Here is a 23,026-nt window from a genome sequence, read left to right as displayed (position 1 = left end):
GGCAGTCATGCGAGGCAAAGTTCCCCTTGGGGTGCGGATTCTGTCCGCACTCTCGACCGAACCGGATTGGGATTCGATCACCCCGGCCCAGGTCATCGAGGTGCGTGAAGCGCAGCACCGCAAGCGCCGGTCCGCTCTCGGCAGGATCGTCACCGGCAGGCCCGACCCTCGCGCGCTGATCACAACACGCACGCTCGATCTGCCGGGGCGTCGGTTGAGTGCCCGCGTGTACCGGCCTGAAGGGGAAGGCTCGGCGCTGCCGCTGATCGTCGCGTTCCACGGCGGCGGTTTGATTCTCGGCGCACCGGACCAGGACGATTGGCTGCTCAGTCACCTCGCGGCCGAATGTCCGGCCGTGGTCGTCTCGGTCGACTATCGGCTGGCGCCCGAGCACCCCGCGCCCGCACCCGTCGAGGACGCCTATGACTCCGTTGTCCGCATCGTCGAAGACGCCACGGAGTGGGGAATCGATCCCACTCGGATCGCCCTGCTGGGCGCCAGCGCGGGAGCTACCCTCGCGACACTCACCGCGATCAGGGCGGTCGAACTGGGACTGCCGGTGCGCGCCCAGGTGCTGATCAATCCGCAGCTGGATTGGACCGAGCGCGTCTTCGAGTACCCGTCGTTCACCGAGAACGCGGACAGTCCCACCGCGACACCGGCCAATTGCCGGGCGGTGCAGCGCATCGTGCTTCCCGAATCCTTCGACCCTCGCGCGATTTCACCAGTGGACATCGACAACCTCGCGGGACTCGCCCCCGCCCTCATCCAAGCTGTGGGTACGGACCCGCTGGAAGATCACGCACCGGCCTATGCCGATCGGCTGCGAGACGCGGGAGCCGAGGCGACGCTGACCCGCTATCCGGACGCGGTGCACGCCTTCCTGAGTATGCCCGGAGTGGTCCCCGCAGCCCGGCCCGCTCGCGCCGAGATCCTCGCTTTTCTGCGCAGCCACCTGCTGGAGCACTCGGGCAGTGCTGCGCTGGGAGCGACGAAGACGGGGCGGCGATGACCACCACCGATCTTGCCGAGAGGAGGGAGCTTTCCCCGCCGCTCGCAGCTTCCGATTCCGCTGCGGGACAAAGCATTTTCGGGCTCCTGCGCCCCTATCTCGGCAGTTTCGCCGCCTTGGTGGTCCTGCAGGTCATCGGCGCTGTCGCGGGGTTGGCGCCATTGCTGGCGGTTGTCGAGTTGGGGCGAACCCTGTTGTCGCCCGGCCCGATCGACGACGGCCATGTCTGGATCGTCGTGCTCGCGGGCGCGGCAGGCATGCTCGTCCGGTTGCTGTTCACGGCCGGGTCGTCCGGGATCGGGCATCTGCTCGACAGCCGGGTGCAACTGTCGTTCCGCAGGCAACTGGCCGCGCAGCTGGGGCGGGTCCCGATCGGCTGGTTCTCCCGGCGCCGGACCGGTGAGCTGTCGCAGGTGGTGGGCGACGATGTGAGCGCCGTGCACCCGTTCATCGCCCACACCCCCGGCGAGCTGGTCTCCGCTTTCGTGGTGCCGCTGGTGTCGCTGATCTACCTGTTCACCGTCGACTGGCGGCTCACGCTGATCACGCTGATACCGGTGGTGCTGGCAGTAGCGCTGGTCCCGTTGATGATGACCCCGACCCGGCTGCGTGAGCAGGAGGAGTTCGACGCGGCGATGGGACGGGTCGCGAGTTCGGTCATCGAGTTCGTGCAGGGCATCGCGGTGGTCAAGGCGTTCGGCGGGTCCGGGCGCGCCCACCGCGCATTCCGCACGGCCGTGGACGAATTCGTCGGCACCTTCTTCCGGTGGGTGCGCGGTCTCGCCCCGATCGCCGCGGGGATGCAGCTGGTGCTGTCGCCGCCGTTCGTGCTGCTGGTCGTGCTGGTCGGCGGTGCCGCTCTGGTCACGAACGGTTCGCTGCCCCCCGCTGATGTGCTGCCGTTCCTGCTGTTGGGACTGGGCTTGACCGCTCCGGTGGCGGCGCTCGGCCACGGCTTCGACGATATGCAGGCGGCCCGCCGCGCGGTCGGCCGGATCCGGGACGTGCTCGAGGTGCCTGCGCTGCCGGAGCCCGCGCGGCCGGTGGCACCGCAGGGGCACCGAGTGGAATTGCGTGACGTCCGGTTCGGCTACGACGCAGGCCGCGACGTGCTGCGCGGGATCGATCTGGTGCTCGAGCCGGGGACGGTCACCGCGCTCGTGGGTCCGTCGGGAAGCGGAAAGTCCACGTTGGTGCAGCTGTTGCCGCGGTTCTTCGACCCGGCCCACGGTTCGGTCGTCCTGGGCGGTGTCGATCTGCGCGAGCTCGGCAGCCGGGAGCTGTACCGGATGGTCTCGTTCGTCTTCCAGGACGTTCGCCTGCTGCGAGCCTCGGTCGCGGAGAATATCGCGCTGTCGGTGCCGCACGCCGACCTCGACGACGTGGTTCGCGCCGCCCGCTTGGCGAACATCCACGATCGAATTCTCGAGCTGCCGCGCGGATACGATTCGGTGATCGGTGCGGATGCCGGACTGTCCGGTGGTGAGGCGCAACGGATTTCGCTCGCCCGCGCACTGCTCGCCGACACTCCTGTCCTTGTGCTCGACGAGGCGACCGCCTTCGCCGACCCGCAGACCGAACTGGCGGTGCGCCAAGCCCTTTCGACGCTGGCGGGTGATCGGACGATCCTGGTCATCGCCCATCGTCTGGAGACCATCGCAGACGCCGACACCGTCGTGGTGCTGGAGAACGGGTCCATCGTCGAGCGCGGCACACCCGCCGAGCTGCTGGCACGGGGCGGAAAGTTCGCCGCGTACTGGCAATCCCATCGATCGGCGCTCGCCGACGAGGTCGAAACCCGTTCCGGTGCACTGCAAGGAGACGAGTACCGATGATTCGCATACTGCTGCGCGTGCTGGGACCCGAGTACGCCCCTCCGGTGCGCCGCACCGTGGCGCTGATGGCGACGACCGCCGTCGTCGAGGGATTGTCCTACGCACTGCTGGTTCCCGTGCTGCGGGCGCTGTTCGGGAGCACTCCCGCGGATGCCTGGCCCTGGCTGATCGCGTTCGGGGCCGCGGTCGCGGTCTTCGCGGCGCTGCGCTATCTCAGCGACCTGTCCGGTTTCCGTGCCGGAACCACGCTGCTGGAGGGTATGTACCACCGTCTCGGCGATCACCTGGCCCGCCTGCCCCTCGGCTGGTACAGCGCTAGCCGGACCGGGGAAGTGTCCGTCCTGGCCAGTCGCGGTGTTCTGGAGGCGATGAGCGTGATCGCGCATCTGCTGGCGCCGTTCATCTCCGCCGCGCTGACTCCGCTGACGATCGTTGTCGTCATGCTCGCCTTCAACTGGCAGATGGGAGTGGCCGCGGTGCTCGCCGCCCCGCTCGTGGTGGCGGTGCAGGTCTGGACGGGACGGTCGACGGCCGCCGGCGACGCCGAGAGCGCCGAACGCGCACACGAGGCCACCGGGCGGGTCATCGAGTATCTCCAGGCGCAGCCGGTGCTGCGCGCCGGCGGCCGGACAACGGAACGCTTCCGGTTGCTCGACGACTCGCTGCGTGAGCTCGAGCGCGCGTCCCGCCGGTCGACCGTGTCCGCGCTGCCCGGCGTGGTGGGCCTGACGCTGACGGTGCAGGCGATCTTCACCGTGCTGCTGGTCCTGGCCGCCTACCTGGTGCTCGGCGGAAATATCGGCGCGGCAGAGGTTTTGGCGATCCTGGTGCTGACCGCCCGCTGCGCGGATCCGCTGCTGTCGCTGGCCGATATCGGCGGCCAGCTCCGCGTCGCGCGTTCCGTGCTGGTGCGACTCGATGCGCTCTTGCACACCGAGACGCTGCCGGAACCGCGCGAATCGATCCAGCCGCAACGCCACGACCTCGAGTTCGGCTCCGTCACCTTCCGGCACGGCGGCCGCGCGGTGATCGACGACGTGTCACTGGCCGTGCCGCAGGGACAGCGGCTCGCCATCGTCGGACCGTCGGGCGCGGGCAAAAGCACAGTGCTGCAACTGCTCGCGCGGTTCTACGACGCGGACGCGGGCGCGGTGCGTGTGGGCGGCGTGGACGTGCGCGCGATGAGCACCGAGGAGTTGATGGCGCAGATCGCCATTGTCTTCCAGGACGTCTATCTGTTCGACGGAACCATCGAGGAGAACGTGCGCCTCGGCCGTCCCGACGCCAGTGAAACCGACGTTCGGGCGGCGGCGACCGCGGCGCGATTGGACGAGGTGATCGAGCGGCTGCCCGACGGCTGGGCGACGAAGGTCGGCGAGGGTGGCGCACTGCTGTCCGGCGGTGAGCGCCAACGTGTTTCGATCGCACGCGCCCTGCTGAAGAACGCGCCCATCGTGCTGCTGGACGAGATCACCTCCGCACTGGACCCGGTGAACGAGGCGGCCGTCCACGAGGGTATCGAGCGTCTGATGGCGGGCCGGACGGTGGTGATGGTCGCGCATCGGCTGCGGACCGTCCAACGCGCCGATCACATCGTGTTCCTCGACGGCGGCCGCGTCGAGGAAGCGGGCAGCCACGACGAGCTGCTACGTCACGGCGGCCGCTACGCCGACTTCTGGAACCTCTCGTTGACACCGACAGCGGCCGGATGAGCGGCCAACAGGTCCCGCTACTCGAACACAGTCCAGCCGACATGAGAGCAGTCAGCGCATCGTGAACGTCGAATCCGCCCGTCGCCGTATCGATTTCCGGATGAGTCCGAGGGATCTCATCGACATCGGAGTCTTCGGCGCGCTCTACGTCGTGACCGTGGGCATATTCAGCCTGCTCGAGTACCTCAATCCGGTGGCGACACTGGTATCGGTCGCGGCGAGCATCGTCGGGGCGGGTGTGCCTTTCATGCTGTTCCTCACCAGGGTTCGGCATGCCGGCATGGTCACCGTCCTTGCTGTCCTCGTCAGCGGTTTCATGCTGCTCATCGGAGGGCCGCCGATCGGTTTCGTCGTCGGGATCGCGGCGGCGCTGATCGCCGAGGTGCTGCTGTGGGTGGGCCGATACCGTTCACGGCAGTTGAGTGTGCTCGCCTATGCGGTATTCAGCACCTGGTTCGTGGGGCTGTTCCTGCCGCTGTTCTATGCCCGCGACGAATTCCTCTCCAGCCAGTCCATGCAAGAGAAGGGTGCGGACTATACCGAGCAGTTGGACGCACTGCTCTCGCCGGCCGTGCTGCTCACCTTCGCCCTGTCCACGCTGGTATTCGGCCTGATTGGAGGTGTGCTCGGACTTCGGTTGCTGGACAAGCACTTCCGGAAAGCCGGACTCGCGTGAGCGGTATTGTCCCGCAGCCGAGCCGATCCGCACCGAGCGCGATCGTCTCTGCCGCATCGAATGAGGCCGTCCCACGATGGACGCCGGACCCGCGCACTGTGGTGGCGCTGCTGCTAGCCGCGAGCATCACAGTCATGGCGCCCGGAGGAGTGCGATTCGTTCCGGCAGCGCTGACCGCCGGTGTGCTGCTGGCGATCTCCGAGCGCGCTTGGCGGCGCGCGATCGGATTGCCGGTGGCCGCGGGGATCATCGCCGCGGTGGCCTATCTGCTGCCGTCGGTCGCCGCGTGGCCGGTGCTCGGCTTCGCCGGGATCGTCACCGGATACGCACTACGGCTGGTGGCTGTCGGAGGCATAGCCATACACCTGATCCGCACAGTCTCGCCTGCCCGGTTCACCGCTGCGCTGCGGTCGGCGCGGGTGCCGTCTGCGGTCACGGTGTCCGGTGCGGTGATGCTGCGGTTCGTGCCCACCGTCGTCGCCGAGGCGCGGGCGGTGCGTGACGCCATGCAGCTGCGCGGGCTGGGTGGCCGGCGGGCGATGCTGCGGCATCCGATTCGCAGCATCGAATACTTCACGGTGCCGCTCATGGCGTCGAGTCTGTTCGCAGCAGAAGATCTTTCGGCGTCGGCACTGCTGCGCGGGCTGGGCTCGCACACACGGCCGACGTCGATGCATCCGCTGCGGTTCGGTCCCGCCGATGCTTTGGCCGGGGTCATGATCGTGATGCTCGTGACGGTGACGATGCTGTGGAGGTCCGGGCGGTGATTCTGCTGAAGGATGTCCGGTGGACGTATCAGGGCGGCGCCACCCCCGTACTCGACGGATTGGACCTGCACTTCCAGCGCGGTGAGACGGTGGTGGTGTGCGGGCCGAGCGGATCGGGCAAGAGTTCGATGCTGCGGTTGATGAACGGCCTCATCCCGCACCTCCATCCGGGGACCCTCCACGGGGAGGTCCGCGTCGGTGCGGAGCCGATCACCGATCTCGCGCAGGTCGGGCGAGTGACGGGCACGGTACTGCAGCATCCGCGCCGACAGTTCTTCACCGACGCCGTCGATGCCGAATTGGCTTTCGCGCTGGAGAATTTCGGTACACCTCCGCATCGCATCCGCGACCGCGTCGGCTCGGTCATCGCCGACTTCGAGCTCACCGATCTCGTCCACACCCGGTTGCGGGATCTGTCCGGCGGCCAGCAGCAGCGGGTGGCGTGCGCGGCGGCCGTCACCCATGAACCATCCTTGCTGCTGTTCGACGAACCGACCTCCAACCTTTCACCGCAGGGCATCGCAAATCTCACCGCTACGCTGCGCCGGCTCCGAGACCTGGACGTGACTCTCGTCATCGCTGAACACCGGCTGCACTATCTGCGCGGACTCGCCGACCGGATCGTGGTACTCCGGCACAACGGCCGAATCGGAAAGGAGTGGACCAGAGCCGAATTCGCCGGACTGACCGACGAGATGCTGCGCGCCGAGGGATTGCGCGGCCTCGATACACCCGAAAGATTGGTATCGGCAAAAGCTTTCGCTCATGGCCGCAGCATCGGGACCGGTGAACCCTGCCCTGCGATGGAGGACCATGCTGGTGAAAAGGCTTCTGTCACACCAACACCTGGACCGGACGCGGTTTGTGGCGGTGTCCTCCTCCGAGGGATCCGTTGCGCATTCCGCAGACGCCGCGTGCTCGACATCGAGGAAGCACATCTGCCCGCCGGAACCATCACCGCCGTCACCGGCCCCAACGGTGCGGGAAAAAGCACCTTGGCTCGAATCCTCGCCGGGCTGCAACGGCACGCGGGAGAGGTGCTCCTCGACGGCCGCCCGCTGTCCCGCTCGCAGCGGCAGCGCGAATCCGCCATTGTCATGCAGGATGTACAGCGGCAACTGTTCACCGACAGCGTCACCGCCGAACTCCGGCTCGGCACGCGCCCGGCTCACGCGGAACATGCCGCCGCCGTGCTCGCCGATCTCGGCCTGGAGGGATTAGGCCACCGACACCCGCTGTCGCTCGCCGGCGGTGAGCAGCAGCGCCTGGTCGTCGCCACGGCCCGCCTCAGCGGCCGCCGGATCGTCATCTTCGACGAACCCAGCTCCGGTGTCGATCGCCGCCACTTGCAATCGATCACGCGGGCCATGCGCGACATCGCCGCCGACGGCGCGGTGGTCGTCCTCATCAGCCATGACGCCGACCTGCTCGCTCTCGCCGCAGACCAGGAGCTGCCTTTGCGTCCCCTCGGTCGGTAGAGCCGGACCGGCCACGGCAGCAGCGCCGTCGGCGCACTGCCGCGAGACTCATGCTCGACCTCCCAAATGCTCGTCGAGTATGCGAGCGATGATCGGCAGCACGTGTCGCGCGGTCAGTTCGTCATGGGTGACTTCGACGTCGTGGTTGACGACTTCGCCTGTCACGTAGGGCTGCCAGCCGACCGGACCGGAGAGGTCGGAAGTATCGACCGTGGCGCTGAAATACACCATGTCACCGTCGAATACGGGTCGTCGGTATCCCGCTCGGAGCCGCGCCGAGGTGTTGTAGGACCGGGCCACCCGCTCGATGGCGTCTGCGTCGATCAGCGAAAACTCGCCCAACCGTGCACGGATCAGATCGGCGGCCTCCCGGGCGGACGCATCGGCGGGCACATCGTGGATACCGAAGATCGGGCCGAAGGCACTGACGAATGCGCCTGCGGAGAGCTGCTCGATGCTGTCGCCGTCGATGTCGGCGCAATCGGTGTCGAGCAACGCGAGGATGCCGACGGTGTCACCGGCGTTCTCGAGTTTCGTCGCGATCGCATGCGCGATGAGTCCGCCGAACGACCATCCGAGGAGGTGGTAAGGCCCCGCGGGCTGCACGGCGCGGATCTCGCGGATGTACCGATCGGCCAACTCCTCGATCGAGCGTGCCGGTGCTTCGGCACCGCTGAGGTCCGGTGCCTGCAGTCCATAGATCGGCCTGCCCGGGGCCAGCGCATCCGCGAATCCCAGGTAGGCCCACGACACTCCGACCGACGGGTGGACGCAGAACAGCGCGGGTTCGGTGCCGCCGAGCCGGATCGGCAAGACGACGTCGAGCGCCGGCCCGTGGTCGAGCACAGGCAGCTCGTCCGCGGTGTCGGCGGCCGCGGCCAGCGCGGCTACGGTGCGGTGCTCGAACACCTGCAGCGGGCTGCAGCGGACACCCCGCTGCTTTGCCCTCGACACGAGCTGGATGGCGAGGATGCTGTCGCCGCCGAGGGCGAAGAAGGAATCGTCGGCACCGACCTTGTCGAGACCGAGCAACTCCGCGTAGATACCGGCGAGAGTTCCTTCGGTGGGTGTGGAGGGTGCTCGGTACTCGGTCCGCCCGTCCGTGAATTTCGGTGTCGGCAACGCGGCCCGGTCGAGCTTGCCGACCGCCGTGAGCGGGAGCTCATCCAGCACGACGAAGGCGGAGGGGATCATGTACGCGGGCAGGGCATCGGCCGCTACCGCGCGCAGGCGCTCGACGTCGACCTCGATGCCGTCGACGGGCACAATGTACGACACCAGAACGGTCGTCCCCGCCGGTCCGGCGCGGCCGATCGTCACCGCATGGTCGACCAGCTCGTCGCGGGCCAGCACTGTGTCTATCTCGCCGAGCTCGATACGTAAGCCGCGAATCTCGACCTGGAAGTCGCTGCGGCCCAGATACTCCAGCTCGTATGCATCGCCGCGCCCGATGACCCATCGCACCATGTCGCCAGTGCGGTACATCCGCTCACCCGGCTCGCCGCAGGGGTTGGCGACGAACCGTCCCGCGGTCATCCCGAATCGGTTGACATAGCCGCGAGCGAGTGCGGGCCCGGCCAGGTACAGTTCACCGGCGACGCCGACCGGCACCGGACGCAGCCAGGTGTCGAGCACCATACTCGCGGCACCACGGATCGGCCCGCCGATGGTGACCGGCTCGTCCGCGACGAGCTCGTCGCAACAGGTTGCCCAGATGCTGAACTCCGTCGGACCGTACACGTTCACCATGCGCCGCCCGGGCGACCACTGCTCGATCAGTTCCGGTGTCGCGGCCTCGCCCCCGACTGTAAGAACCCGCAAGCGATCGAGGCCTGCGGAATCCATCGTGGCCAGCACCGACGGCGTGACCGCGATGTGAGTGACCCGCTCGGTGCGCAGCAGGCGACCGAGATCGGCGCCACCGCAGACATCCGGTGGCGAGATCACGAGCCTGCCGCCCACACTCAGCGCCGAAAGCAGCTCGAACAGCGACGCGTCGAAGCTCGGTGAGGCTACCTGCAGCACGCCGGCGGTCGGATCCAGAACCAATGAATCCTTCAGGTCCGCAACCATATTCGCCATGCCGCGATGGCTGAGTAGCACCGCCTTCGGTGTGCCGGTGGATCCCGAGGTGTAGATCAGGTAGGCCGCCTGGTCCAGGTCGATGCGACCGCCACGCTCCTCGTCGGTGATCGGCGCGTCGGTGATCTTCTCGACCTGGTGGGTCGTACCGAGCTCGTCGAGCAGCAGCCAGTCGATGGTGCTCGGCAGCGTCTCGCGGGCCGCGGTCACCGTCAGGCCGATCGCCGCCTTCGAGTCGGCGACGATGTGCTCTATCCGCGCGATCGGATTGCGGGGATCCAGCGGCACGAAAGCCGCGCCCGCCTTGGCCACCGCCCACACCGCCACCACCGATTCCAGCGATCGACCGAGGGCAAGCGCGACGCACGTCTCCCGCCGGACACCTCGGCGCAGCAGGACCCGGGCAAGGCAGTTGGACCGGGAGTCGAGTTCGTCGTAGGACATCGTGCGCTCACCCGCGCTCACCGCGATGGCGCTGGGATCGATGTGTGCTCCGGCGCGAAGAATCTCGGGCAGAGTTCGCGGCGGCACCGACTCCGCTCCACGAACTGGCAACAGCTCGGCGCGCTCCGCGTCGTCGCAGTGCTGGAGCTGTGCCACCGGGGCATGTGGGTTGTTCGCGAGCTGGGTCAGCAGACGGACCAAGCGATCCAGCAGCGATTGCGCCGCATCCGGCGCGACCTGGTCGGCCGCGAACTTCAGGGTGATGCGCAGCGTGTTGTGCCCATCGCTGCCGCGAAGTGGAACAACCATGAGGTTCAACGGATACGGCGTCGCGTCGGTGCCCTCGATATCCAGCACACGCACGCCTGCGATGTCCGGCGCTGCGGACAGTGCCTCCCGGTCGATCGGGTAGGACTCGAAAACGGTAAGGGTGTCGAACAATTCGGCCGAACCCACAGCCTTGTGGATCGCAGCGAGCCCGACGTGCTGGTGGTCCATCAGCCGCGCCTGCTCACTCTGCACGCGAGCCAGCAGGTCGCCCACCTTCTCCGCGGGATCGAGCCGCACTCGCACCGGCAGCGTGTTGATGAACAGCCCGACCATTTCCTCGACACCGGTCAGTTCCGGTGGCCTGCCGGACACCGTCGCGCCGAACACCACATCGGTTCGGCCCGTTAGCACGCCGAGCAGCATCGCCCAGCCCGCCTGCACCATCGTGTTCACCGTGGCGCCGGAACCGCGCCCGACCGTTTCCAGCCGGTCGACCGTATCCCCGAACAGGTCGGCGGAAACCATCCCGGCCTCGATCGTCTCGGTCCCGGCCAGTGCCGGGGCAGCCCGTGTCGGTGTATCGATGCCTGCCAGGGATCGCTTCCATGCCGCAGTCGACGCGGCATGCTCCTGCTCGCGCAGCCAGGAAAGAAACTCGCGGTAGGAGTGCGCGGGCGGCAGCGCGGATGCGTCGCCCGCAGTGGCATACAGCGTCAGAAGCTCGCGCACGAGCAGCGCGGTCGACCAACCGTCCAGGACAAGGTGATGATTGGTCAGCACGAAACGGTACCGGTCAGGGGCGCTACGTACGAGCGTGAAACGCACCAGCGGCGGACGGGTCAGCTCGAATCGGGTGCAGGCGTCCCGGGCGATCACCCGGTCGATCTCCCGCTGCCGTTCGTCGGCGTCGGCGATTCCGCTCAGGTCGATCTCCCGCCAGCGGATGCCTGCGTCCGCCGACACCAGTTGGCGGGGCCCGTCGTCGGTTTCCACGAAAGCGACCCGCAGGATGTCGTGCCGTGCCAGCACTGCCTCCGCGGCGGTGCGTAATCGCGCCGCATCGACGGTGCCCGCCAGCGTGAATATCGACTGCACCGTGTAGCCGTCGGTGGTGTCGGGATCGTAGACCGCGTGGAAGAACAGGCCGGACTGCAGTGGTGAAAGTGGCCATACATCAACCAGATTCGGACAGTCGCGCTCCCAGGTATCGATCTGCGGCTGGGTAACCGTGACGAGGTCGAAGTCGCACGGCGTGCGCCCGCCCGCTCCCGCGGTCGTGGCGTGGTCGACCAGGGCCCGCAGTGCGTCCTCCCAGAGGCCCGCGAGTTCTTCGACCTCCGCGGCGTCGAGCAGCCGAGAAGCGTAGGCCCAGGTCGCTTCCAAGCCTGTGCCGGTCAGCGCGGCGTTGACATCGACGACCGCGGCCAACGGCGCTCGGTCGTCCCGTGTTGCCGCGAAGCGTTGCGGCAGCCAGGCTCCGGTTTCGCCGCCGGTCTGCACCCGACCCAGATAATTGAAACTCAGCTGCGGGATCGGCGCGTCCGCGAGCGCATCCGTGGTGTCGGCGTTCAGGTAGCGAAGCATGCCGTAACCGATTCCCTTGTCGGGCACCGCGCGCAGCTGCTGCTTCGTGGTCTTGATCGCGGCGCCCGCCGCGGGGCCGCCGCTGAATGCGTCATCGAGGTCGATGTCGGTCAGATCGATGGCCACCGGATACACCGTGGTGAACCAGCCCATCGTGCGCGCGACATCGGCGCCCGGGAGGATAGCCTCCTCGCGACCATGGCCCTCCAGCGTGAAAAGCCACGACCTTCGACCGCGCCAACGGCTCACCGCCATCGCAAATGCTGTCAGCAACACATCGTCAGCACCGCAATGGAATCGGTCCAGCACCGTGGTGAGTGCCGTGTCTGCAACGTCGGAGGCGATGGTGATATGGCAGGTCGCCGCGGTGGCAGCGACATCGACGGCCGGATCCAAGGTCGCCGTGCCGATCGGCGGATCGGCCGTAGCCAGGATGTGTTGCCAGACCGGTAGTTCGGCACTGCGGTCGACTGCGTGCTCGAACTGTCCACGCGCCCAACGCCGGAACGATGTGCCGACCGGAGCGAGGGAGCCACCCGCGACAACGGTCGCCAGATCCGGCAGCAGGATCCGCCACGAGACGGCGTCGGTCACGAGGTGGTGCAGCACGATCCAGCACAGTGGAGCGGCGGCCGGGCGTTCGATCAGCACGAAGCGCGCGACGATTCCTGCCTCCGGGTCGAGCAGGTCTGCGGCACGCTGCAATTCGCGTTCGTAGGTTTGGTCGCCATCGGGGCGTGCGGTCACGACGTCCACCAGAGTGCTTGCCACGACCGAGCCGAGTCGGGCGACCTGCCATTCCCAGCCGAGGTCGGTGTTTCGCAACGAGCAGCGCAGCAGGTCGTGGTGATCGAGGAGTGCTTGCACGGCGGCGACCAGCCGAGCACCGTCGACGCCGTCCGGAAGTCCGATCAAGACGGCCTGGGCGAACCGGCGCCAGGTTTCTCCTTGGTCCAGCATCGCGCGCACGATCGGTGTGAGTTCGACTGCGCCTACTCCCCCGCCAGCTAGCTCGTGCACCACGTCGGCGCGCGCCTCGGTGGCCACCGCTGCCAGCCCGGCAACAGTTTTGCGTTCGAAGACCTCCCGTGCGGTGAAGCCGATCCCGGCGGTCTTCGCCCTGGAGACCAGTTGAATGGACGAGATGCTGTCGCCGCCGAGCGCGAAGAAGCTCTCCTCGACGCCGACCGAGTCGAGCCCGAGAACCTCGGCGAACAACGCGGCCAGCGCCTCCTCGCGGGGAGTCGAGGGCGGTCGGCTCACGAGCGCGCGGGAAGCGAGATCGGGTTCGGGCAGCGCCGTACGATCGATCTTGCCCAGCGGTGTCAGCGGAACGGTGTCCAGAACCATGACCGCGGCGGGCACCATGTATGCCGGAAGCGATTCGGCAGCAGCCGCTTTCAGTGCCTCTGCACGCACCCCGGCGCCCGGCTTGGGCAATACATAGGACACCAGGGCAGTGGCGCCCGAATCGGTCTCGGTCCCGAGGGTGATCGCGAAGTCGATGTCCGGGTGCCGCTGCAGGACGGCATCGATCTCGCCGAGCTCGACGCGGAAGCCGCGCACCTTCACCTGAAAGTCGTTGCGGCCCTGGTAGTCCAACTCCAACGCCCCGGAGCTCTTGGTCCAGCGCGCCAGGTCCCCGGTGCGGTACATCCGCTCTCCGCACGCGTACGGGTTCGCGACGAATCGGCCCGCGGTGAGGCCCGTGCGCCGGTGGTAGCCGCGCGCCACGCCCGCCCCCGCGAGGTACAGCTCACCGATCGTGCCCGGAGCCACCGGTCGCAACCATGGATCGAGCAGGACTGCGGAGACCCCGCGAACGAGACCACCGATCGTGACCGGCGCAGCCGGTGTCAGCGCATCGCTCAACGTCGCCGTGACGGTCGTTTCGGTGGGCCCGTACCCGTTGAGAACAGCATGGCCGGACCACTTGGCGGCGAGTTCGGCAGGGCAGGCGTCGCCACCGACGATGACCGTGCGCAGTCCGGGCAGTGTGGCCGGGTCGAGGGACCCCACAACTGCGGACGTGGCATCCAGATGGGAAACACGTTGCGCGCGAAGACTGTCTGCCATCTCCTCGCCCGCATACGCCGACGGCGGGACGACTGCGAGCGTCGCGCCGGTGGCGAAGGTCACCAAGATCTCCTCGATCGAGAGGTCGAAGCTCGACGAAACGGCGTGTGCCATGACGGAATCCGAATCGACGCCGAAGGCGTGTGCCGAACTCGCGACCATATTCGCCAAACCCCGATGCGTGACCAGCACGCCTTTGGGCAATCCAGTCGATCCCGAGGTGTAGATGATGTACGCGACATGATCCAGGTGCACCGCGGCACGCCGCACGCTGTCATCGACCGATGCCGCATTCTGCTCGGCGATACGCCGGACGGTCCTCTCATCGTCGAGAACCAGCCAGTTCACCCTGTCCGGCAACAGCCTTCGTGCGCTCGCCACGGTTGTCCCGACGACGATTTCACTGTCGTCGACCATGTGCTCGATCCGGTCGGCGGGGTAGTCCGGGTCGATCGGTACGAAGGCGGCGCCCGTCTTGGCCACCGCGAGCATCCCGAGCACGGAATGGATCGAGCGCGGAATCGATATCGCCACACTGGATTCCGGCCCGGCGCCGAGGGAGATCAACACGCGCGCAAGCCGATTGGTGTATTCGTCGACCTCGCGGTAGCTCAGACAGGTCGCACCACTGCGAACGGCGATCGCGTCGGGGTCGATTTCCGCACCGGCGGAGAGTATTTCGGGCAGCGTTCGCGGTGTGACGCTCGCCGGTCCCCGCGCCGGCGCCAGCTCGGTCAGCTCGTCGTCGGAGACGACAGATACCGTCGATAGCGCCGCGTCCGGTCCGGCGGCGAGAAACTTCCGCAGAAATCGCAGGAATCGGCCGTGGTGGGTGACCAATTCGCTGTCGCCGTACAAGTTCGCATTGCCCTGGAAGTCGATGTGGGTGCTCTCGCCACCCACGCCGGGATACAGGTTGACGTACAGGTCGTCGATCAGCCCGGCGGTCAGCACATGCGCTCGTCCGGTGACCTCGCCGAGCTGAACCTTGGTGTCCAGCATCATCAAGTTCACGGATGGGCCGAATGTCGCGACCTCGTCCATCGGCCAGCCGAGATCGCGGAAGATGTCTTCCTGACGGTAGCGCTGTCGTCGCAGCGCACCGGTCAGCTCGCCCTGCGCGGCGCTGATCATCTCGCCGACGGTCATGGTCGGAGCCAGCCTGAGTCGTATCGGGACGACGTTGGCGATCATGCCGCCGGAGCGCCGCATGCTTGCCGTCGTGCGCGCGGAGACCGGCAGACTCAGCACCACTTCTGGAGCACCGGTCGTCGCGGCGAGATAGGCGCCGAATGCCGCGACCACCGTGGGCGCCACACCAGACGACGCGGCCTTCGCGACCGTCTCCAGCAACTCCGCTGTCTCCCGCGCCAGCACGCCCTCGACGCGCCTCGGGTGCGCATCGATGTCGGCGGTGCGGCCCGCGAGACTCACCGGGTCGGCCATCCCGTCGAGGTGCCGAAGCCAATACTCCCGGTCGGCCGCGAAGCGCTCGGAGCTGCGGTACGCCAGATCGGCGTCGACGATCTTCCTGAGGTCCTCGGCGCGAGCGGCGGGAGGCGGCCTGCCCTGTGCCGCCGCGGTGTAGAGCTCGCCGGTGCGCCGCGCCATGGCCGATACGCCCATGCCGTCGAGCGCGATGTGATGCATCCGCCAGTAGAAGAACCAGCGGTCGTCGGCGATCCGCAGCATGACGGCACAGGCCAGCCGATCGTTCAGCAGATCGAGAGGTGCCGAGTATTCCTCGCGCATCCAGGCGTGCGCAGCGCCCTCCGGATCGCGCTCATCACGGAAGTCGAAGATGCGCGCACTGTCGTCCAGGGTGGTATCGACACACTGCAGTGGAAAGCCGTCGTTTTCGATCAAGCGCAGATAGCCGGTGCCGAACTCGCGCCCGGCCTGACGCGCTGCCGGTGCCAGCTGGTCGAGGTCGATCGCTCCGGGCAGGTCGACGTACTGGGCAAGGGAGATCGGGATATCGCCCGCGATGTGCTGGGCGAACCAAATTCCCCGCTGCGCCGCCGATAGCGGGAACGCGCCATTCGACAGCCCGAAAGACTGTTGGCTTTCGGCGAGCGACTCGATTGCTTGTCGTGTCCCATGAGCCACCATGGCCTCCTGCGGAAACTCAACGATAACTCCGAAGCGCTCGTTGGCGCAGTCCATCAGTAGCCAAACCTCACCTCGGGGGCCAGACAGCGGACCGTCCTGCGGCTGCCACAGTCGCGGCAGTGGTGGCCTGATCTGCAGTGACCGGGATGGTGCGGTCAGCTCACTGATCCTGGCAATGTCCGCGCGGAACAGGTAGCGGACTACTCGGGATGTTTGCGCCGAGGTGGCGAGAATCGATCAGGAGAGTGGACGACCGAATTTGTCGGCATCGAGATATTTGTCTGAAGGTGAATTGTGGTCGATAGGCGTAGTGCACTGATAGTTGCGTGTGACGACTACCAAGATCCCGGTCTGCGAATGCTGCGGGCGCCGACCCGCGATGCGGAAGCCCTTGCCGATGTCTTGCGGAATCCGCTCATCGGGGGCTTCGAAGTGGATATGTCGGTGAACGAGCCTGCCTACGTGGTCAGTGAGAAGGTCGAGGAGTTCTTCGCCGACCGTGGTACGGAAGACCTGCTGCTGCTTCATTTCTCCTGTCACGGTGTCAAGGACGAGGGAGGCGAGTTGTACTTCGCCGCCGCCAATACGAAGCTGCGGCGGCTCGGTGCGACGGGTGTGGCAGCGGACTTCGTCAACCGCCGGATGAACCGGAGCCGATCGCGGCGAATAGTGCTGTTGCTGGACTGCTGCTACGCGGGCGCCTTCGAAAGGGGTATGACGCATCGAGCCGGTGCCGGAATGAACCTCGGGGATCAGCTGGGTGGGCGTGGCCGCGCGGTGATCACCGCTTCGAGCGCGATGGAGTACTCGTTCGAAAGCGGTGAGCTCGCCGATACCGCCGACAGTGGTCCGTCGGTGTTCACCGGAGCGTTGGTCGATGGCCTCGCGACCGGCGAGGCCGATCGAAACCAGGACGGCTTGATCACGCTCGACGAGCTGTACGACTACGTGTACGCCGAAGTGCGGGCTTCCTCTCCGAATCAGACCCCGGGAAAATGGGTGTTCGGCGTCCAAGGCGAGCTGTACATCGCCCGGCGCAGCCAGCGGTTGAGCGAACCGGCGCCCTTGCCGGTCGAACTGTGCCAGTTGATCGACAGTCCACTGCCGAGTGTCCGCGCTGTCGCCGTTCGAGAGCTCGAGAAGCTGCTGCACGGTCGTCACCTCGGTCTGGCGGAGGCCGCTCAGCAGGGACTGCGGAGACTTGCCGACGATGACAGCCGCAGCGTATCGGCCGCAGCCGCGGCCGCGCTCCAGAGCGACATACCGCAACCCGTCCTACCGCTCGCCTCGCCGATCGGCGATCAACCGCGACCACCCTCACAACCGGTGGCCGCGTCCGGCAGACCCCCATCACCGCCCCTTCGAGCGGTCGATGACGCCGATCGCCCGACCCCCGCGGTCGATCCGGCCCGCCGCCCTCCCGTCCCGGCGGTCCAGCGCCCGTCGTCGGCTGGAACTCCGCGAACTCCACGGCCACCTGCGCCGTTCTCGAAGCCGACCCCGGCCGTGAAGCCGCGCCGCGCCGATCCCGTCATTTTGCGGCGCGTCGCGGGCCTCTTGATGGTTGCCGCGGCTGTTCTGATTTCTTGCAACCCCTTCTTTCTGTATTCCACGCATTCTGAGCTCAAGGTGATCGACCACGGACCCCTGGCGGTGTTGCCTGCGCTGGTGCTGGCCGCTCTGGTAGCCGCGGCGGGGGTCGGCATGCTCGGTGCCCATACGGGCCGGGTTGTCGGGTCAGGCATAGCGCTCGGACAGAGTGCCGCGTGGCCGTGGTCGATAGTGAATCTGTGGGAGCCCATGGACGATTGGGAAGTAGCAACGTGGCTGTGGTTCGCCGCTCTGTTGACCTTGGTGCTGGCGGCCGGACTCACGGCGCTCGCAGTTTCGCAAACCGATGGCATACAGCTGCAGTTCGAACTGCCTACGGAGAAACGCTGGTGGACCGTCACATGTCTCAGCGTGCTGACCATCTTCGTATTGCTACTTTTCGAGATTGACGTCGGGGGCTCGCCATGGGCTTCGACCGGTTCGAAACTCATTTCTGCTGCGCCGCTGCTCGCGGTCCCTGTTTGCGCCACGGTCGCTGTGCCGCGCCGGTTCAGGTCCGCCCTGCTTCTCGGCTGGTGCGGCGTAGTCGGAATCGCCGCTTACTACTCGGCTCGTCACGCATACAACGCCGACATGAGCCCGGAGCGAGTCATTATGATCGTCGGCTTCGCGGCGATTTCAGCCGTGCTGCTCGTGACCATCGCATTCCTCGCAGCGTCAGGATTGCGCACCGAGCGAGAGCAGGCATTCTCCGGCGCTCAAGCGTCGGCGTGACGCTGCACGAACGCGGTGACGAGCTGCTTCTCGACCTCCGGCGACGCGTCTTTGAGGTCGAGCCGGTCGTCGCCGATCTGCACGCTGATCTCGACATGCCGCTGGTTGGACCGCCAGCCGCGCAGCGTGTCCAGCAGTTGACGTAGCGCTGCCAGGCCGGGACCGACACCGACGAGGAGCTGTCCTACCAGCGCCGCATCGAGACCACGCGTGCCTTCCGGCGCGTCCCCACCGTGGGCGGGCGTGACATGGCCGACGTCGAGATCCAGCAACTCCGATCGGAGCCGTCGAGTGGTGTCATCGAGTTGCTCGACGTCGAGATCATCGCTGAACACCGTGACGCTGACATCAACAGGGCCGGGCATAGGACCTCCACGATCAGTGCGTAACGCTGCTGGTAGAGATACGGACGCCTTCTTGCGCCGAGTGTAGCCCGGACGCCAGAACCTGCGCGAACGCGTGCATACCCGCCAGCGTGTGCGCGGGCATCATGATGTCGCAGAACGGCAGGGCTGCCGCCATAGCGCCGGTGACAGGCTGAAATCCCGATTCCCCCGCACGGGGATTGAGCCAGATGACGCGCCAGGCCCGGCGCCGGATCCTGGCCATCGCACGAGCGAGGACGTCGGGGGTGTCGCTGTCCCAGCCGTCCGATGCGATGACGACGACGGCACCGCGCAGCGCGCTACCGGACGGAGTCGCGAGCAGCGCGCCGAGGCATCGGCCGATGTGCGTGCCGCCGTAGCGGTCGACCACCTTGTCGTTGGCCCTGGCCACCGCGACATCGGGGGAACGGTGCGCCAGCACCGAGGTCAGCCTGGTCAGCGAGGTGGAGAAGGCGAATACCTCCGGTCTGCCGGGCGAGCGGCGCTGCATCGCCGCCCGCATCAGATGCAGGTAGATCGTCGAGTACGGCTGCATCGAGCGGCTGACGTCGCAGATCATGACGATGCGGCGCGGTCTGCGCCGGGGACGAGTGCGGACCAGCACCGCGGGCTCCCAGCCGGTGCGGCGGGAGATGCGCATCGTCGCCCGGAAGTCGATCCGCTTGCCGTGCGCATGGTTTTCGTAGCGCCTGCTGCTGCGCTGCGGCCAGAGCGCCGACGCCTGCTCCAGCCAGGCGACGACTGTCCGCAGGTCGTCCGGATCGAAGCGGGCGAACGGTTCCTGTTCCCGTGCCACGAACCGGCTCGGCAGCACGTCCGGCAGCGCCGCGCCCTTATCGGTGGGCCGGTCGGTTCCGGTTGCCGATTGCAGTGTCGCCCAAGGGACTTCACCCCCTTGCCGAGGCTGCCCTCGACCGCCCGTGCCCGGCGCCGACGCGCGTTCGGCAGGCAGTCCGTGTGTTCGGCTCGGCGGGTCCACACCCAGCGCAGCGTCGGCGAACACCGTCGCGAAGACCGCGTCGAAGGCGGCGAGATCCTGCATGCGATCGACGAGCGTGAGCCGCATGGCCCAGTAGAGCTCGGTGCGCGACCGCGGCGCCATGCGACGCAAAGCTTCCACGAACAGCGCGGGCCCGCTCGGCGCCACCGCGACGCCACCACGCCGCAGCCGCGCGACCACCGCGACGGCGAATGCGGCCAGATCGACGCCGCGCAGCAGTACAGCTCGCGTCATCGCTTCCCGCGCATCTGCCTGCGTACCAGGATGATTCCGAGCACGAACGCGAGCACGAACGCGATCGCGGGCGCATACTTCTTGATCATCGCGGGCCCGACGAGATCGATGAGGTCGAGCGGCGCGGACTCCGGTTGTTCGACCGATTCCGGCCGCACCTCTCGGCTGTCCGGCCCGGATACCACTGCCGCGGCGGTCGAATCACCCTCCGCGAGTTTCGCTTCCAGGGATGCGACGAATTGACCGATCATCTTCTCGGACACCTGCTGCAGCATCCCGCTGCCGAACTGGGCGAGCTTACCGACGATCTTGAGGTCGGTGTCCACGGTGACCCGGGTCTTGTCGCCGTCCTCGCGCAGCTGTGTGGTGATGGTCGCCGCCGCATTGCCGGATCCGCGCGTATCCCGGCCGCGGCCGTCGATGACAGCGCGATGGTCGTGTTCGTCGCGCTCGACGAAGTGCGCCTTTCCGGTGAATTCGCTGGTCACCGGGCCGACCTTGAGCTTCAGCTTGCCGAGAAAGTCATCGCCCTCCCAGCCGACCATCTGTGCGCCGGGCATGAGCGGGACCACCTGTTCGAGGTCGCTCAGCACCTCCCACGCCTGCTCGACGGGTGCGTTGACCGTGAACTCATTGGCGATCTTCATCGGAGTATCCCTCTCATCCGGTAGCAAGGCCTCGGGTGTATTCGACGAACGCCTCGTGCAAGGTGGCACGGTCGTCGGGTGTCTTCGCCAGTGCGCTCAGCGCGGCGACCGCTTCGGGCGGGGTGAGATCGGCGACGTCGAGCGTCGCCAACGCGGCGATCCAGTCGATGGTCTCGGCGACGCCGGGCGGCTTGTCGAGATCGAGATCGCGGGCGCGGGCGACGAATCGGGTGGCGTGCTCGATCAGCGCGTCGGTTGCGCCGGGCACGGTGCGTCGCACGATCGCCGCCGCACGGGCCGGTTCCGGGTAGTCGATCCAGTGGTAGAGGCAGCGCCGCCGCAGCGCGTCGTGCAAGTCGCGACTGCGGTTGGAGGTCAGCACCGCCAGCGGCGGGTGTTCGGCGACGAAAGTCCCGAGTTCGGGAACTGTCACCGCCGCCTCACCGAGGAATTCGAGCAACAGCGCCTCGAATTCATCGTCGGCACGGTCGATTTCGTCGACCAACAGCACCGGTGGCGTCGGACCGCGATAGCGCACGCAGCGCAGGATCGGGCGGTCGAGCAGGTATGCCTCGGTGAACAGGTCGGCTTCGGTGAGGTCGGCGCCACGCGCCTCGGCGAGCCGGATGCTGAGCAGCTGACGCTGGTAATTCCAGTCGTACAGCGCTTCGCTCACGGTGAGGCCCTCGTAACACTGCAGGCGGATCAGCGGTGCGCCGAGCGCGGTGGCCAGGGTCTTCGCCGCCGTCGTCTTGCCCACTCCCGGTTCGCCTTCCAGCAGCAGCGGCCGGCCCAGCGTGGTGGCCAGATAGAAGGCGGCGGCGGTTCCGGTATCGAGCAGGTAGTCGTCGGCGTCGAATCGCCGGACCACGTCCTCGATATCGTCGAACGGCGACATCATGGCGAGGTCGAGGCGCGCAGGCGCTCGTAGTCGTCCCAGGTGTCCACGTCCAAGGGCACCGGTGCGTCGACGTCGAGTCGCGACACCGCGAAGCGGCCCGACTCGATGACCTTCCATACGGCCTTGTCGCCGTGCAATCGGGCCAATTCGCCGAAGATGCTGCGGCTCAGCCAGAACGGATGCCCGACACCGTCGCGATAGCGGCAGACTGTGATCGCGGCGGTCGTGCCCTCGGCGATCAGCCGGTCGACGGTCGCCGCCGACAGTCCCGGTTGATCACCGAGCATCAGGACGATTCCGGCGGCTCGGGGATGCACCGAGCTCAGGGCCGAACGCAACGACGACGAACAGCCCGAACCGAAGTCGTCGGCCATGACCACCTCTACCCCGGTGAGATCGACCTGCTGGCGCACCGCCTCCGCCGCGCCGCCGAGCGTGACGATGATCTGATCGAAAGCGCAGGATCGCACCACGTCGAGGGTGGCGCCGAGAACCGTCGTATTCCGGTACGGCAGTAGCTGTTTCGCCGTGCCGAGGCGCCGTGAGCTGCCCGCGGCGAGTACGACTCCGGTGATTGTCATGAGCCTGTCTTCATCGCCGCGAAGGAATTGCGGCAGCCGGTGCCGCAGAACCAGTAGTCGACCTCATCGATGGTGAGATGTGGTGTGTCCGGCCCGACCGTCACCGTCATGCCGCACACGGGATCGAGAGCCTCGAATACGACACTCGCCGGGCGGGCCGGGACGGCCAAGCCGCCCTTGCGGATCGCCAGGATCACTTCCGCGACAATCGAGACGGCTATCTCCGCGGACGTCTTGGCGCCGATCGGCAAACCCACGGGGGTGTGTACGCGAGCCCGCTCGGCATCGGTCAATCCGAGTTCGTCGAGAATCGATTCGCCCCGAATCCTGCTGGCCACCAACCCGACATACCCGACATCCGCGTCGAGCGCGACGCGGATCATCTCGGCTTCCGGGCCACCGTGACTGGCGATCACCACCGCCGTCGTATCGGTCGGCGAATCCAGCGAATCGGCTTCGGCAACACCCCGCTGCACCCCGAATCCCACCAGTTCGCACATCACGGCCAAGGCGTCGGCGATAGGCGTCGCGCCGTAGATGTGCACCAGCGGCGCCGGGATCTGCGGCTCGAGGAAGATCTCCAGCGCTCCGCCGGACAGACAGGGATTCACCACCACCGCCGCGCCGGGCGCCTCGGGAAAGTGCAGATCGCCGTCGGGCAGCACACGCAGCAGCACGCTCTCGTTCGATTGCAGGGCACCCAGCGCGGCCTTGCGGACCGAGTTCTGGGCGCATTGGCCGCCGACGAATCCTTCGATCGTCCCGTCCTGCAAGAGGATCGCTTCGTCCCCGGCGTGCGCCGAGGTCGGCTGCTGTGCGCGCACGACGGTCGCGTGCACAAACGGCGTCCGGGAGCCGACCAGCTGCTGTACACGCTCGGCGATCTTCATCGGTGATCCCATCG

General features: G+C 67.3%; 14 protein-coding genes. 7 read left to right on the top strand and 7 right to left on the bottom strand.

The annotated features are described in order from the left end of the window. Positions 1–7 precede the first annotated feature (7 nt). The 6 genes from NL1_RS11705 (at position 8) to NL1_RS11680 (ending at position 7,480) form a co-directional block, all read left to right on the top strand. On the top strand, positions 8–1,012 hold the full coding sequence (locus NL1_RS11705) for an alpha/beta hydrolase (protein ID WP_067837825.1): 1,005 nt from the start codon (positions 8–10) through the stop codon (positions 1,010–1,012). Further along, entirely contained in the window at positions 1,009–2,847 is a 1,839-nt protein-coding gene (locus NL1_RS11700) for an ABC transporter ATP-binding protein (RefSeq protein ID WP_067837823.1), read from the top strand. The genes NL1_RS11705 and NL1_RS11700 overlap by 4 nt, the downstream gene beginning before the upstream one ends. Next, entirely contained in the window at positions 2,844–4,559 is a 1,716-nt protein-coding gene (locus NL1_RS11695; RefSeq protein ID WP_067837818.1) for an ABC transporter ATP-binding protein, read from the top strand. Before NL1_RS11700 ends, NL1_RS11695 begins: the two co-directional genes overlap by 4 nt. A gap of 100 nt (positions 4,560–4,659) precedes the next feature. Further along, positions 4,660–5,235, top strand: coding sequence for an MptD family putative ECF transporter S component (locus NL1_RS11690; RefSeq protein ID WP_067837815.1), 576 nt, complete (start codon positions 4,660–4,662; stop codon positions 5,233–5,235). A 98-nt stretch (positions 5,236–5,333) separates the two neighbouring features. Further along, positions 5,334–6,002, top strand: a complete 669-nt coding sequence (locus tag NL1_RS11685) for an energy-coupling factor transporter transmembrane component T family protein (RefSeq protein ID WP_281180814.1) — start codon at positions 5,334–5,336, stop codon at positions 6,000–6,002. Continuing rightward, positions 5,999–7,480, top strand: coding sequence for an ABC transporter ATP-binding protein (locus tag NL1_RS11680; RefSeq protein ID WP_067837938.1), 1,482 nt, complete (start codon positions 5,999–6,001; stop codon positions 7,478–7,480). Before NL1_RS11685 ends, NL1_RS11680 begins: the two co-directional genes overlap by 4 nt. A 48-nt stretch (positions 7,481–7,528) precedes the next feature. Here the strand turns inward: NL1_RS11680 and NL1_RS11675 are convergent, their stop codons facing one another. After that, positions 7,529–16,045 (bottom strand): non-ribosomal peptide synthetase, encoded by an 8,517-nt coding sequence (locus NL1_RS11675; RefSeq protein ID WP_245673190.1) that lies wholly within the window; start codon positions 16,043–16,045, stop codon positions 7,529–7,531. Between the two features lie 297 nt (positions 16,046–16,342). Between NL1_RS11675 and NL1_RS11670 the strand changes: the two genes are divergently transcribed. Continuing rightward, entirely contained in the window at positions 16,343–18,373 is a 2,031-nt protein-coding gene (locus NL1_RS11670) for a caspase family protein (RefSeq protein WP_162272718.1), read from the top strand. On the opposite strand, the gene NL1_RS11665 is transcribed toward NL1_RS11670, so the two are convergent. Genes NL1_RS11665 through NL1_RS11640 form a run of 6 tightly spaced genes read right to left on the bottom strand, consistent with a single transcriptional unit; the run spans position 18,358 to position 23,012 of the window. Beyond that, complete coding sequence (locus NL1_RS11665; RefSeq protein WP_156094808.1) at positions 18,358–18,738, bottom strand: hypothetical protein; 381 nt, start codon at positions 18,736–18,738, stop codon at positions 18,358–18,360. The genes NL1_RS11670 and NL1_RS11665 overlap by 16 nt on opposite strands. Positions 18,739–18,751: 13 nt before the next feature. After that, positions 18,752–19,993 (bottom strand): vWA domain-containing protein, encoded by a 1,242-nt coding sequence (locus tag NL1_RS11660; RefSeq protein WP_067837808.1) that lies wholly within the window; start codon positions 19,991–19,993, stop codon positions 18,752–18,754. Next, complete coding sequence (locus NL1_RS11655; RefSeq protein ID WP_067837805.1) at positions 19,990–20,640, bottom strand: SRPBCC family protein; 651 nt, start codon at positions 20,638–20,640, stop codon at positions 19,990–19,992. The genes NL1_RS11660 and NL1_RS11655 overlap by 4 nt, the downstream gene beginning before the upstream one ends. A gap of 13 nt (positions 20,641–20,653) precedes the next feature. Further along, on the bottom strand, positions 20,654–21,538 hold the full coding sequence (locus NL1_RS11650; protein ID WP_373862549.1) for an AAA family ATPase: 885 nt from the start codon (positions 21,536–21,538) through the stop codon (positions 20,654–20,656). Continuing rightward, a complete protein-coding gene (locus NL1_RS11645) occupies positions 21,538–22,122 on the bottom strand; it encodes a nucleotidyltransferase family protein (RefSeq protein ID WP_067837801.1) in 585 nt (194 codons plus the stop codon). Before NL1_RS11645 ends, NL1_RS11650 begins: the two co-directional genes overlap by 1 nt. Next, the gene (locus NL1_RS11640; RefSeq protein WP_067837798.1) at positions 22,119–23,012 is read right to left on the bottom strand and encodes an XdhC family protein; all 894 of its coding nucleotides are present in this window, start codon (positions 23,010–23,012) and stop codon (positions 22,119–22,121) included. Before NL1_RS11640 ends, NL1_RS11645 begins: the two co-directional genes overlap by 4 nt. Between the last annotated feature and the right edge of the window lie 14 nt (positions 23,013–23,026).

This window comes from Nocardia lijiangensis NBRC 108240, assembly GCF_001613045.1.
Taxonomy (GTDB): Bacteria; Actinomycetota; Actinomycetes; order Mycobacteriales; family Mycobacteriaceae; genus Nocardia; species Nocardia lijiangensis.
The sequence above is the reverse complement of the archived record's forward strand: the minus strand, read 5'-3'. Positions and strand labels throughout refer to the sequence as shown.